This is a genomic window from Citrobacter sp. 50677481 (genome assembly GCF_001463265.1).
Lineage (GTDB): Bacteria > Pseudomonadota > Gammaproteobacteria > Enterobacterales > Enterobacteriaceae > Citrobacter_A > Citrobacter_A sedlakii.
Genome location: NZ_LNHZ01000001.1, coordinates 432,514 through 446,404 on the forward strand (window position 1 = coordinate 432,514; position 13,891 = coordinate 446,404).

The following is a 13,891-nucleotide window of genomic DNA, read 5'->3' on the forward strand; positions in this document are numbered from 1 at the left end:
GGTTTCATTTTTTTATAGTCAGAAAAACGGAGACGGTATGCACGCACGCCCAGCGATTGACATTGAACAACGTTACCGGACGCTGCGCCCGAGATTACTGCTGTGCATGGTGATTGGCTACGCGGCGTTCTACCTGACGCGCAAAAGCGTGAACTATGTGTTACCTGCGTTACAAACCGATCTAGGGCTGGATAAAGGCGATATCGGTCTCCTGGGATCGCTGTTTTACCTCAGCTACGGGCTGTCGAAATTCACCGCCGGACTGTGGCACGACAGCCACGGACAGCGTGGATTTATGGGCGTGGGACTTTTCGCTACCGGCGTGCTGAACGTCGCGTTCGCGTTTGGCGAGTCACTGACGCTTCTTCTTGCTGTCTGGACGCTGAACGGATTTTTTCAGGGCTGGGGCTGGCCGCCCTGCGCCCGTCTGCTGACCCATTGGTATTCACGCAATGAACGCGGTTTCTGGTGGGGCTGCTGGAACATGTCGATCAACATCGGCGGGGCGATTATCCCGCTGATTAGCGCCTTTGCCGCCCACTGGTGGGGCTGGCAGGCGGCGATGCTGACGCCGGGGATCATCAGCATGGCGCTGGGTATCTGGTTAACACTGCAACTGACAGGAACGCCCCGCGAAGAGGGATTACCGTCAGTCGGCGCCTGGCGTAACGACCCGCTGGAACTGCGCCAGGAGCAGTTAAGCCCGCCGATGGGGCTGTGGCAGATGCTGCGAACCACCATGTTGAAAAACCCGATGATTTGGTTGTTAGGCGTGTCGTATGTGCTGGTGTATCTCATCCGCATCGCCCTGAACGACTGGGGCAACATCTGGTTGACCGAGAGCCACGGCGTCAATCTGCTGAGCGCCAACGCCACGGTTATGCTGTTTGAAGTGGGCGGACTGCTCGGTGCGCTGTTTGCTGGCTGGGGGTCAGATTTACTGTTCAGCGGCCAGCGGGCGCCGATGATTTTGCTGTTCACGCTGGGGCTGATGGTGGCCGTCGCCGCGCTGTGGCTGGCGCCAGTGCATCATTACGCGCTGCTGGCGGTCTGTTTCTTTACGGTGGGTTTCTTTGTCTTTGGCCCACAAATGCTGATCGGTCTTGCTGCGGTGGAGTGCGGACACAAAGCAGCGGCCGGGTCGATCACCGGGTTTCTCGGCCTGTTCGCCTATCTGGGAGCAGCGCTGGCGGGCTGGCCTCTGTCGCTGGTCATAGAACGCTACGGCTGGTCGGGGATGTTCAGTTTGCTCTCGATCGCCGCGGTATTAATGGGTTTACTGCTGATGCCCCTGCTGATGTCGGGCATCACCACCCCACTCAGTCAAAGGATAAAACAATGAAAATGACCTTTACCTCTACCCTTATTGCCTCTGCCGTGGCGCTGGCAACACTTTCCGGCGCGGCGCAGGCGAAAGGCCGTCTGGTGGTCTATTGCAGCGCTACCAATGAAATGTGCGAAGCAGAAACCAAAGCTTTTGGGGAAAAGTACGACGTGAAAACGTCATTCATCCGCAACGGCTCGGGCAGCACGCTGGCGAAAGTCGATGCCGAAAAGAAAAACCCGCAGGCTGACGTCTGGTACGGCGGTACGCTTGATCCGCAGTCTCAGGCTGGGGAAATGGGTCTGCTGCAACCGTATAAATCGCCCAACCTTGAGCAGGTCATGACACAGTTCCGCGACCCTGCCAAACTGAAAGGAAATTATTCGTCGGCGGTGTATGTGGGCATTCTCGGCTTTGGCGTTAACACTGAACGCCTGAAAGAGAAAAACCTGCCGGTGCCAAAATGCTGGAAGGATCTGACTAAACCAGAATACAAAGGCGAAATTCAAATTGCCGACCCGCAAAGTTCCGGAACGGCGTACACCGCACTGGCGACTTTTGCGCAACTGTGGGGGGAAGATCAGGCCTTTGATTACCTGAAACAGCTAAACAGCAACGTTTCTCAGTACACCAAGTCCGGCATCGCCCCGGCGCGAAACGCCGCGCGCGGTGAAACGGCTATCGGTATCGGCTTCCTGCACGACTACTCGCTGGAAAAAGAACAAGGCGCACCGCTGGAGCTGATCTCCCCGTGTGAAGGCACCGGCTACGAAATCGGCGGCGTCAGCATTCTGAAAGGCGCACGCAATCTCGACAACGCCAAACTGTTCGTCGACTGGGTGCTGTCGAAAGAGGCGCAGGAACTGGCATGGAAGAAAGGTAAGTCTTATCAGATCCTGACCAATACCACCGCGGAAACGTCACCTAACTCACTGAAACTCGACGGCCTGAAGCTGATCAATTACGACATGGATAAATATGGCTCAACGGATGTTCGCAAAGCGCTCATCAATAAATGGGTCAGCGAAGTGAAAATGGGTAAATAAGCCCACTTTTGCGGTCATGCCGGGTGGCGGCTACGCCCTACCCGGCCAGGATCTTCCTCAACACCGGAACCGCTATGTCACACACACTTGCACGCCATTCCGTGAAAAAACGGGATGCGGTATTCCTTTGGGTATTGCTGAGCTGGCTGGCATTTGCGCTGCTGCCGAGCTGGAGCCTGGATTATGGTCTGCTGGAGTCGACGCGCGATGAGATTGTCGACGCCTACGGCTGGTCGCAGGTTAATGTTAGCTGGCTGTGGTATCTGCTGCCAGGCCTGCTGCTGATACGTCCTTTTCAGGAAGCCACGCGGGAGCAGCGCAACCGCCATTACCTTGACGCAGGCTGGTCGTTATTCTGTATGGCGTTTGTTGTCATCAGCGCCACTGTGGAAGGTCGCGGCTTAGGCTACGCGACCCTCGTGCTGTTTGTGGCGCTGGGCGCGATGATGACCCTGGCGCTGACCCGTCTGGAATGGCTGGGCGGCGACCGTTTCGTCATCGGCTCGCTGGTCGCCATCGTGGCGTTGATTGGCGTGTTTATCGTCTGGCCAAGCATCGCTATTTTTATTCCGATGTTCACCGGCGATACCGGAGAATTCGCGCCGCTGGCGTTTATGACCGTGCTGTCACAGGCACACATCATCCAGGTCATTATCAACTCTATCGCGCTGTCGATAGCGGTGGGCGTCGGCTGCACGTTTTTTGGTCTGGTGTTGGCGATTTACACCACCCGTATCGCCCGCCGCAGCGCCATTATTGGCCGTATTTTTTCAATATTGCCGATCGTCACCCCGCCGTTCGTCGTGGGGCTGGGGGTGACGCTGATGATGGGCCGCTCCGGCTATGTCACTGAATGGATGGTCGACTGGTTCGGGCTGACCAATACCAACTGGCTGTACGGTTTTACCGGCATCTGGCTGGCGCAGGTGCTGGCGTTTACCCCAATGGCGTTTATGATCCTCGATGGCGCGATCAAAACCATTCATCCATCGCTGGAAGAGGCTTCCTATACCCTGCGCGCCAGCCGCTGGCAGACGTTTAACGGCGTGTTTGTGCCGCTGCTCAAACCGGCGCTGGCGAACGCGTTTCTGATCGTCATTGTGCAGTCGTTGGCCGACTTCAGTAACCCGCTGGTTCTCGGCGGTAACTTCGACGTTCTGGCCACGCAAATCTACTTTTACATTACCGGTTCACAACTGGATTATCAGGCCGCCAGTACCCTCGGCGCGTTCTTGCTGCTCTTTTCGCTGCTGGTGTTCTGCGTCCAGTACATGTGGATCGGTAAGCGCTCCTATGTCACCGTGTCCGGTAAATCGTATCGCGGTGATGTGCAGCCGCTGCCGGTGACGCTCGTGTGGAGCGTGGTGGTGATCCTGGCGGTGTGGGTGGCCTTTAACGCCCTGCTTTACGGCAGCATTTTCTACGGCAGCTTTACCGTTAACTGGGGCGTGGACTACACCCTGACGCTGGATAACTTTATTAAGCTGTTCGGCCAGGGCATGAGTGACGGCGCATGGCCTTCGCTACTGGATACCCTGCTTTACGCCGGGATTGCCGCGCCAATCACCGCCGCCTTCGGGTTGCTTATCGCATGGATCGTGGTGCGTCAGCAGTTCAAAGGCAAGAAGACCATCGAGTTCACCACCATGCTGTGCTTTGCCGTACCCGGCACCGTGGCGGGCGTGTCATACATTCTCGCCTTTAACAGCGCGCCAGTGTATCTCACCGGTACGGCGGCGATTGTCATTATCTCAATGGTGATGCGGAATGTGCCGGTAGGGATTCGCGCCGGAATTGCGGGCTTAGGACAAATCGATAAATCGCTGGATGAAGCTTCGCTCAGTCTGCGCGCCGGGAGTTTACGCACCATTACCCACATTCTGCTGCCGCTGCTGCGCCCGGCGATCCTCTCCGCGCTGATCTACAGCTTTGTGCGCGCCATTACCACCGTCAGCGCCATTGTGTTCCTCGTGACGCCGGACACCCGGGTGGCGACGGCCTACATTTTAAACCGCGTAGAAGACGGCGAATACGGGGTGGCGATTGCCTACGGTTCGATTCTGATCGTGGTGATGCTGGCAATCATTTTCATCTTTGACTGGCTGATCGGGGAAGCGCGTATCTCCCGTTCGAAAGCGAAAAATCAGGCGTAATGGAGCGCACTATGAGTCAGAAAAATTTTGTTGAACTGCGCAACGTCACCAAACGATTCGGCAGCAACACGGTGATCGACAATATCACTCTCACGATTCCGCAGGGACAAATGGTGACGCTGCTCGGTCCCTCCGGCTGCGGTAAAACCACTATTCTGCGTCTGGTCGCCGGGCTGGAAAAACCGAGTGAAGGGCAGATTTTTATCGATGGCGAAGATGTTACCCACCGTTCCATTCAGCAGCGCGATATCTGTATGGTGTTCCAGTCCTATGCTCTGTTCCCGCATATGTCGCTGGGAGAAAACGTCGGCTACGGCCTGAAGATGCTCGGCGTCTCACGCCAGGAAGTCAACGCCAGGGTGAAGGAGGCGCTGGCGATGGTCGATCTTGACGGCTTTGAAGCGCGCTATGTCGATCAGATCTCCGGCGGCCAACAGCAGCGCGTGGCGCTGGCGCGCGCCTTGATCCTCAAACCAAAGGTGCTGTTGTTCGATGAGCCGCTGAGTAACCTCGACGCTAACCTCCGGCGCAGCATGCGTGACAAGATCCGCGAACTGCAAAAGCAGTTTGATATTACCTCACTGTACGTCACCCACGATCAAAGCGAAGCCTTTGCCGTTTCCGACACCGTGCTGGTGATGAACAAAGGACATATCATGCAGATCGGTTCGCCGCAGGAACTGTACCGCCAGCCCGCGTCACGTTTTATGGCGAGCTTTATGGGCGATGCCAACCTGTTCCCGGCCACCTTCACCCCGGAAGCGGTGAATATTTACGGTTATCGCCTGCCGCGCCCCGCGCACTTTGTGGCTGAAGGCGCCGGGACCGTGGGCGTGCGTCCGGAAGCGATCACCTTAAGCGATCGTGGGGAAGAGAGTCAGCGTTGCGCCATCCGGCACGTGGCCTATATGGGGCCACAGTACGAAGTAACGGTGGAGTGGCACGGGCAGGAGATTTTATTACAGGTCAACGCTACGCGCTTACAGCCGGACGTCGGCGAGCAGTACTACCTCGAAATCCACCCGTACGGCATGTTTATGTTAGCGGACGCGGCGTGATCGTTGCCGGGTGGCGTGACGCCACCCGGCGCACCCTCAGCGCCGGGCGTTTAACTCGGCAATATCCTTTGGCGTCGTCCGGCAGCAGCCGCCTATCAGCTTCGCCCCCGCCGCTAACCACTGCGGCAAATAATCCGCCAGCGTCTCGCACGCTTCACCATGATGATGCCAGGTTTTGCTCACCGCATCGTAATGCTCACCCGAATTCGGGTAAATCACCAGCGGCAGCGCCGTTACGCCGCGCAAATGCTGTAACGCGGCGGTGGTGTTTTCCAGCGCGATGCAGTTAATGCCAATCGCGACCACCTGCGGATAATGATTCAGCCACTCGGCCACCTCCTGCAACGGTGTGCCGTCGCTCAGATGTTCACTGTCGCGTAGGGTGAAAGAGAACCATGCGCGGGCGCGCGGGTAGTCGGTCAACAGCGCCGCCAGCGCCTGAATCTCAACAAAGTTAGGCAGCGTTTCACAGGCCAGCAGATCGGCGCCAGCATCCAGTAGCGCCTCAACGCGCGGACGGTGGAAGGCCTGAAATTGCTCGGGGGTGCGCACGTAGTCACCGCGATATTCCGACCCGTCCGCCAGGAACGCGCCATACGGGCCGACCGATCCCGCCACCAGCAGCGTGCCCGCCTGCGGATTTTCCGCCAGCCAGGCTTCGCGAGCTTTACGCGCCAGCTCCACGCTTTTGCCGATCAGCGCTTTGGCCTGCGCTTCATCCAGTCCGCGCGCCGCAAACCCTTCCGGCGTGGCCTGGTAGCTGGCGGTAATCGCGCACTGGGCCCCGGCGCGAAAATAGTCCAGATGCACTTCGCGGATCAGCTCCGGGTTTTCTACCAGCACCCTGGCTGACCACAAACTGTCGGTAAGATCGCACCCCCGCGCTTCCAGCTCCGTCGCCATTGCCCCGTCCAGCAACAGAAAATCGTGCTTTTCGAGAATGGCGCTTAACGGATTATTCTGCGACATGTTCAGACTCCTGTTGTTTATCTCGCGATTGAGTAAGGAAATAAACACCATAACACAGCGCCACAAACGGTAAACCGCACCACAGCGCAATTCTCTGACTCGGATCGAAAGCCAGCCCGATACAGGCCACCAGGCAAAGGACGAACCCGGACACGGGCACCAACGGATACCAGGGGGCGCGATACTGTAGCGCATCAAGCGTTTTGCCCTGCTGAACGTGACGACGACGAAAAACAAAATGTGACGCGCAGATACTCAGCCACACCGCCACCACAGCAAAGCCGGAAATCGCCGACAGCGCGACATAGACCGTATCCGGCGCGATCACGCTGGAAAACAGCGCCAGCACGCCGCCGAGCATACTCACCGACAGCGCGGTAAGCGGCACGCCATTGCGGGTCACCCGCGCAAAACAGGCGGGCAGCGTGCGCTCGTTTGACAGCGACCACAGCATCCGCCCGGACGCGTACAGCCCGGAGTTTGCCGCCGACAGGATCGCAGTCAGGATCACGAAGTTCACAATATCCGCCGCGTAAGGAATGCCCACCTTCTCAAATACCAGCACAAACGGGCTTTTTTCAACCCCCGCCTGCTGCATTGGGATCAGCGCCGCCAGCACGAACACGGTGCCGATAAAGAAAATGATCAGCCGGGCAATGGTGGTACGAATCGCCACCGGGATGACTTTTTGCGGGTTTTCCGTTTCACCGGCGGCAATGCCGATAAGCTCTGTGCCGGAAAAGGCGAAATTCACCGCCACCATGGTCATCAGTATCGGCAGGCCGCCGTGCGGGAACCAGCCTTCGGCGGTGATATTGCTTAACCCCGGCGCGGGTGAACCGTCCTGCATCGGAATGATACCGAAAATCGCCGCTCCGCCAAGAACAATAAACGCGATGATGGTGATCACCTTCACCAGTGAAAACCAGAACTCGCCTTCGGCAAAAAAGCGGGTGGACACCACGTTCAGACCAAATATCACCAGACAGAAAATGACACACCAGATCCAGACGGGCACCTGCGGAAACCAGTACTGCATGCAAAATCCGGCGGCGGTAAAGCTGGAGCCGAGCGCCACAGTCCAGGTTAGCCAGTAAAGCCATGCCACGGTGTATCCCGTCGCCGGACCGAGGTAGCGCGCGGCATAGACGTGAAACGCCCCGGTTTCCGGCATCGCGACCGACAGCTCGCCGAGGCACTGCATCACCAGCCAGACCACCAGCGCGCCAATCAGATAAGCCAGCAGCGTCCCTGCCGCCCCGGTGGTCGAAATAATGTATCCGGTATTAAAAAATAAGCCGGTACCGATTACGCCACCCAGAGACAGCATAATCAGATGGCGGGTTTTCATGGTGCGCTTCAGTGGCGCATGTTGTTTTGTTGTTTGCATATAACCTTCTAAACGTATGGACATCTAAACATCCAAAGAAGGTTTGTTATACCGTGTTTACGGGCGGAATGCAAAACTCAGCCAGCCGCCAGGCGGCGCGATGTCCGGCTCATCAGCACAAACACCGCCAGTCCCGCCAGCAGGATCCCTGGCGCTGACGCCGCCATCACACCGACGGTACCGGTGCCGAGCGCCAGCATTTTCCCGGCCAGCAGCGGCCCGCTCATCGCTCCGAGGCGCCCGACCGCCACGGCGGTGCCGACCCCTGTCGCCCGAATGTCGGTACTGTAGAACAGCGGCGCCAGCGCGTAGAGCACGCTTTGCCCGCCGGTGGCGAACAGCCCGGCGATGAATCCGGCCATCAGCATACCGCTGAAGGAAGAGACGGTGCCCAGCGCCAGCAGCGAGGCCAGCATCCCGCTATAGATCAGAAGCGACATGGTCAGCGGCCGCAGCTTGTCCATCAACGCCCCGAGGATCAGCGTGCCTGCCGCCGCGCCGATTTGCAGGGAAAACATCACCCGCGCCGCCTGCGAAGGCTGAAATCCCTGTTCCACCAACAGCATCGGCAGCCAGTTGATCAGCATGTAGACCACCAGCAGGGTGAAGAAATAGCACAGCCAGAGCAGCAGCGTGGCGCTGGCCGTCGCCGGGGCAAACAGCGCGCGCAACGGTGGCGCGCCCGGGGTTTGACCGGCAAATACTGCCGACTCCGGCAGCCAGCGCATCAGCAACGGCACCAGCAGCAGCGGAATCACGCCGCCCACCCAGAAGACGGTCTGCCAGGCCGTTGCGACACCAGCAAAACCGAGCATTGCCGCCAGCGCGGCGCCAATAGGCACCCCGCAGTACATCAGGCTGACCGCCGTGCCGCGAAAGCTTGGCCCCGCGGCTTCGGAGGTAAGCGCAATCAGATTCGGCAGCGCGGCGCCCAGGCCCACGCCGGTCATCAGGCGGGCAAACACCAGCGTGAAGAAACTCCACGACAGGGCGGTCGCCAGCGAAAACACGCCGAACAGCGCCACGGAGGCGATCAGGACGCGCTTGCGTCCATAGCGATCCGCCAGCATGCCACCGACCAGCGCGCCGGGTAACAGGCCGAGGATCCCGGCGCTGAAGATCCAGCCCATTTGCATGCTATCCAGCGAGAATGCCCGGGCGATGCCCACGGCGGCGATACCGGCGGCCTGGAGATCGAGCCCTTCCATCAGGGCGACCAGAAAACACAGCCCGATGGTCAGCATCAGGCGCGATGTAGCGTAGGGACGAGGATGCATAAGATCTCCCTCTGAGTTCACGGGGCAGGTGAATGGCGGCTGATACGTTGCCAGCCGCATCATTCTTATTTATTGACAGTTGCGCAGATCCAGCGCCACATCGACGATCATGTCTTCCTGGCCGCCCACCATCCGGCGTTTCCCCAGTTCGACGAGGATGTCGACCGCGCTCAGGCCGTAGCGTGCCGCCGCCACTTCGCAGTGACGCAGGAAGCTGGAGTACACGCCGGCATAGCCCAGCGCGAGGGTTTCGCGATCCACGCGCACCGGGCGGTCCTGTAACGGGCGCACCAGATCGTCGGCGGCGTCCATAAGCGCATACAGATCGGCGCCGTGCTGCCAGCCGAGCTTATCGGCCGCGGCAATAAAGACCTCCAGCGGCGCGTTGCCCGCTCCGGCTCCCATTCCCGCCAGGCTGGCGTCAATGCGGTCACAGCCCTCTTCCACGGCGGCGATCGAGTTCGCCACCCCAAGACTCAGGTTGTGATGCGCGTGCATGCCGGTTTCTGTTTCCGGCTTCAGCACCGCTTTCAGGGCGCGGAAGCGATCGCGAATGTCCGTCATGTTCATTGCGCCGCCGGAGTCGACCACATAGATGCAGGTCGCGCCGTAGCCTTCCATCAGCTTCGCCTGCCTGGCCAGATTTTCCGGCGTGGTCATATGGCTCATCATCAGGAAACCGACGGTGTCCATTCCCAGCTCACGGGCAGAGTGAATATGCTGAGCGGAGACGTCCGCCTCGGTGCAGTGGGTCGCCACGCGCACCACCCGCGCCCCGGCCTGATACGCATTTTTCAGGTCATGAATCGTGCCGATCCCCGGCAACAGCAGCGTGGCGATTTTGGCATGTTTCACCACCTCCGCCGCCGCTTCAATCCACTGCAAATCGCTGTGCGCGCCAAAGCCGTAGTTGAAGCTGGAGCCTTGCAGGCCGTCGCCGTGGGCGACCTCAATCGAATCCACCCGCGCGTCGTCGAGCGCTTTCGCAATCTGGCGCACGTTTTCCAGTGAATACTGATGACGAATGGCGTGCATGCCGTCGCGCAGGGTCACGTCCGAGATGTAGAGTTTTTTACCGTTCATGCTGCTTCTCCTGCCCGACGCGTCAGCGACTGCGCCATCTTTTCAGCGGTCGCCAGCGCGCTGGAGGTCATAATATCGAGATTGCCCGCATACGCTGGCAGGTAGTGCGCCGCCCCTTCCACTTCCAGATACACCGCGGTTTTCAGCCCACAGAACTGTCCGATGCCCGGCAAATTCACTGGTTGATCCTCAGGAATGACCTCAAACTGCACGCGCTGCTTCAGGCGATAGCCCGGCACGTAAGCCTGCACTGCGGCCGCCATCTCGTTGATGGACGCTTCCACTTCCGCCTGCGAGGCGGCGTCGCTCAGCACATAGACGGTGTCGCGCATCATCAGCGGCGGTTCGGCCGGGTTAAGCACGATAATCGCTTTTCCCTTCGCCGCACCGCCCACCGCCTCAATGGCTTTCGCGGTGGTTTCGGTGAACTCGTCAATGTTTGCCCGCGTTCCCGGTCCGGCGGATTTACTGGCGATCGAGGCGATAATCTCGGCGTAATGCACCCGCGCCACGCGGGAGACCGCCGCCACCATCGGGATGGTCGCCTGCCCGCCGCAGGTGACCATGTTGACGTTCTGCTGGTCGACGTTGGCCGCGAGATTGACCACCGGCACGCAGTACGGGCCAATGGCCGCAGGCGTCAGGTCAATCAGGCGAATGCCCGGCTTCGCTTCGCGCAGGGCGGCGTCGTTTTGGACATGCGCCCCCGCGCTGGTGGCATCGAACACAATATCAATGTCGGCAAATTCCGCCATCGCCATCACCCCTCGTACCCCGTCGTGGGTGGTGGCGACGCCCATGCGGCGGGCGCGGGCCAGTCCGTCCGATTCAGGGTCAATACCGACCATCACCGCCATCTCCAGATGCTGACCGTGACGCAAAATTTTAATCATCAAATCGGTGCCGATATTGCCGGAACCGATAATGGCAACCTTACACTTACTCATGACTGACTTCCTTCTGTGGTCGCCGCGGAAAACGTGACGGCAACCGAACCAATACCTGCAATATGGGCGGCAAAGGTGTCGCCCGCGTTGACCGCGACCATCGGCCCCAGCGCCCCGGTCAGAATAATGTCGCCGGCGCGCAGCGGCTCGCCGAGGCTGGCCATTTTGCGCGCCAGCCAGACGGCGGCGTTCAGCGGATGCCCCAGGCATTCGCTGCCGCGCCCGCTGGACACCTCTTCGTTATTGCGCGTCATGTGCATGGCGCAGTTTTTCAGATCGACTCCGGCCAGACGCTGCGCCGGGCCGCCGAGCACATACACGCCGCAGGAGGCGTTGTCCGCCACGGTGTCGACAAACTGAATCGACCAGTCGCGGATGCGGCTGCCCACCACTTCCAGCGCGGGCAGCACCCATTCAACGGCGCCAGCCAGTTCATCAAAGGTGGTGTCAACGTGCGGCAGATCCCGGTTAAGCACCAGCGCGATTTCCGCTTCGATGCGCGGTTGCAGCACGCGGGAAAACGGGATGGTCTCGTTGTCGCCGTAGCACATGTCGGCGAACAGGGTGCCGAAGTCCGGCTGACTCACCCCCAGCTGCTGCTGAACTTTCGGGTGCGTCAAGCCGACTTTGCGTCCGACTACCCGGCGCCCCTGCGCCACGGCGTGTTCAACATTGATGCGCTGAATGGCATAGGCGGCTTCCGCACTCTCCACGCCCGGCCATTCACGCACCGGCGCAATGGCTTCGCCCTGCTCTTCTGCAAGCCGCAACGCTGCAGCGATTGGTTCAAGGATAGTGTTCGACATAACCGTTCCTTATGGGCGCGCGAGGAAATTGAGCACCAGTTGGTTAAAGGCGTCCGCATGTTCCCACTGCGCCCAGTGGCCGCAGTCGCGATAGATATGCAGTTCGGCACCGGCAATCCCGGCGAGCAGGCGCAGACCGGCGTCCATCGGCACAAAGCGGTCGTTGCGCCCCCAGACAATCAGGGTCCGGGCGGTGATTTCGCTCAGGCGCGGCGTGAAGTCGGGGAATTGCTTCGGGTTCGCCTCCAGACTCTTAATAAAGTTGTCCAGATGATCGCGGCGCGACAGCATATTGTTCAGCCGCGCTTCAAACAGCGCGTCGGTCAGGTCGCGGGGGTCATGGACGAAGATGTTCATCATCTGTTTCAGATTGTCGATGGTCGGCTCGCGGTAAAGCTGATTCAGCCGCTTAATGCCTTCCGTCGGCATTGGCGTGAACAGGCTCATGCCGCCGGTTCCCCCGCCCATCAGCACCAGCCTGCCGACGCGCTCCGGCCAGCTCAGGGTGAAGGCGACGGCGCTGTGGCCGCCCATTGAGTTACCCAGCAGGTGGACGTTCTGAATGTCCAGTTGGTCGACCACGCTTTTCAGAATGCGGGCATTGAGATCGGATCGTGACCCGGTATTGACGATCGAATCGCTCTTGCCCCAGCCCGGGCAGTCGAGCAGGATCACGCGATAGCCCGCTTCCACCAGCGGATCGATATTGCGGCTGAAGTTGGCCCAGCCCGTGGCCCCCGGGCCGGAACCGTGCAGCAGAACGACGGTTTCGTCGCCTGCGCCGCAGTCGTTGTAATGGATGCGTAGCGTTTTACCGGCTTCCTCAACGTTGAGAAAACGGCTGGTCGCGGCTTCGGTTTGCGGTTGATAACTCATGATGTTCTCCTGCCTTTCAGTTCAGTGTTCTGGCGCTCAGCGAGCCAAATCCGGCGATCCACTCCGGGATCGGGCGATAGTAACGACCTTCGCTTCGCCAGGCGCCAAAGGCGGAAATGGCGGCGAAAGCGGCAACCCAGGTTTTGATTTCGTGGGTGGATTTGCCCGCGATCGCGGACAGCTCTTCATTGCTGACGGCATCCAGTTCGGCAATACGCCCCTGTTCGAGCAGCGACATAAACCGGTTATCCCAGATGGGGTTCAGCGGGTGCAGCGTTTTCTGATCTGCAACAAACTTCTCGGCGGCGCCGATCACCCGCTGCTGACGCAGCTCACGCTCCCCGGCAGGCAACTGTTTGCCACTGCCCAGCAGGCGATCGCGCATATGGGCGTCGGCTTTCGCCAGCTCCGGCACCGGCGGCTGGTGCGACAACCCGCCGGACCCTAAAAACAGCACCCGCTTATTAAGCGTGCTGGTGAAACGACCAATCGCTTCCCCCAGCATCCGGGTACGCTGAAAGCCCGGCAGCGGCGCGGCGACGCCGTTGATAAACACCGGCAGCACCGGCACGTTGTCCAGCCCGCCGAGCAAAAACTCCAGCGGCTGGGCAAAGCCGTGATCGACCTGCATGCAATACGAGACGGCGAGATCGATGCCGTTTTTCATCACCGCGTGGGCGCAGGCTTCGGCCAGTTCAGTCGGTACCGGCAGTTCCCCCGCCGCGCTGCCAAAATCGCCAATCGCCGTCGCGCCGACGCCTAAACAAAACGGCGGCATGACGTCATAGAAAAACCCGTTGTAGTGATCCGGAGCGAACAGCACCACCAGTTCGGGATCAAACGCGGCGATCCGCGCGCGGGCACTGGCGATAACGCCGTTGACCTCGTCCAGCACGGCCTGCGCCGGGTCGACATAGCCCACCAGCGGCGAGTGGGAAAGACAGTGAAGATAAGCGTGCATA

12 protein-coding genes are annotated in these 13,891 nt (G+C 59.8%); 4 read left to right on the top strand and 8 right to left on the bottom strand.

All coding sequences use genetic code 11. The features are described 5' to 3' along the window. Positions 1-37: 37 nt before the first annotated feature. From uhpC to fbpC, 4 genes are all read left to right on the top strand, one after another. Positions 38-1,342 carry an MFS transporter family glucose-6-phosphate receptor UhpC gene (gene uhpC, locus APU02_RS02210; RefSeq protein ID WP_060569098.1) on the top strand — a complete coding sequence of 435 codons (1,305 nt, stop codon included), beginning with the start codon at positions 38-40 and terminating at the stop codon, positions 1,340-1,342. After that, positions 1,339-2,370, top strand: coding sequence for an ABC transporter substrate-binding protein (locus APU02_RS02215; protein WP_042286088.1), 1,032 nt, complete (start codon positions 1,339-1,341; stop codon positions 2,368-2,370). The genes uhpC and APU02_RS02215 overlap by 4 nt, the downstream gene beginning before the upstream one ends. A 74-nt stretch (positions 2,371-2,444) precedes the next feature. Continuing rightward, complete coding sequence (locus APU02_RS02220; protein ID WP_060569099.1) at positions 2,445-4,523, top strand: iron ABC transporter permease; 2,079 nt, start codon at positions 2,445-2,447, stop codon at positions 4,521-4,523. Between the two features lie 11 nt (positions 4,524-4,534). Then, complete coding sequence (fbpC, locus tag APU02_RS02225) at positions 4,535-5,581, top strand: ferric ABC transporter ATP-binding protein (RefSeq protein ID WP_042286092.1); 1,047 nt, start codon at positions 4,535-4,537, stop codon at positions 5,579-5,581. A 36-nt stretch (positions 5,582-5,617) separates the two neighbouring features. Here fbpC and mmuM read toward each other — a convergent pair whose 3' ends face one another. The 8 genes from mmuM to mhpB all read right to left on the bottom strand — a co-directional run bounded on the left by mmuM (position 5,618) and on the right by mhpB (position 13,890). Beyond that, positions 5,618-6,550, bottom strand: a complete 933-nt coding sequence (gene mmuM, locus APU02_RS02230) for a homocysteine S-methyltransferase (protein ID WP_042286094.1) — start codon at positions 6,548-6,550, stop codon at positions 5,618-5,620. Further along, a complete protein-coding gene (mmuP, locus tag APU02_RS02235; RefSeq protein WP_060569100.1) occupies positions 6,537-7,940 on the bottom strand; it encodes an S-methylmethionine permease in 1,404 nt (467 codons plus the stop codon). The genes mmuM and mmuP overlap by 14 nt, the downstream gene beginning before the upstream one ends. A gap of 77 nt (positions 7,941-8,017) precedes the next feature. Beyond that, positions 8,018-9,217 (bottom strand): 3-(3-hydroxy-phenyl)propionate transporter MhpT, encoded by a 1,200-nt coding sequence (mhpT, locus tag APU02_RS02240; RefSeq protein WP_060569101.1) that lies wholly within the window; start codon positions 9,215-9,217, stop codon positions 8,018-8,020. Positions 9,218-9,286: 69 nt separating this feature from the next. Further along, positions 9,287-10,300 carry a 4-hydroxy-2-oxovalerate aldolase gene (mhpE, locus tag APU02_RS02245; RefSeq protein ID WP_042286099.1) on the bottom strand — a complete coding sequence of 338 codons (1,014 nt, stop codon included), beginning with the start codon at positions 10,298-10,300 and terminating at the stop codon, positions 9,287-9,289. Then, complete coding sequence (gene mhpF, locus APU02_RS02250; RefSeq protein WP_060569102.1) at positions 10,297-11,247, bottom strand: acetaldehyde dehydrogenase; 951 nt, start codon at positions 11,245-11,247, stop codon at positions 10,297-10,299. Before mhpF ends, mhpE begins: the two co-directional genes overlap by 4 nt. Further along, a complete protein-coding gene (mhpD, locus tag APU02_RS02255; RefSeq protein ID WP_060569103.1) occupies positions 11,244-12,053 on the bottom strand; it encodes a 2-keto-4-pentenoate hydratase in 810 nt (269 codons plus the stop codon). Before mhpD ends, mhpF begins: the two co-directional genes overlap by 4 nt. 9 nt (positions 12,054-12,062) lie before the next feature. Further along, positions 12,063-12,929 carry a 2-hydroxy-6-oxonona-2,4-dienedioate hydrolase gene (mhpC, locus tag APU02_RS02260; RefSeq protein ID WP_060569104.1) on the bottom strand — a complete coding sequence of 289 codons (867 nt, stop codon included), beginning with the start codon at positions 12,927-12,929 and terminating at the stop codon, positions 12,063-12,065. Positions 12,930-12,945: 16 nt separating this feature from the next. Then, positions 12,946-13,890: a 2,3-dihydroxyphenylpropionate/2,3-dihydroxicinnamic acid 1,2-dioxygenase gene (gene mhpB / locus APU02_RS02265; RefSeq protein ID WP_060569105.1), complete on the bottom strand. Its 945-nt coding sequence runs from the start codon at positions 13,888-13,890 to the stop codon at positions 12,946-12,948. Between the last annotated feature and the right edge of the window lies 1 nt (position 13,891).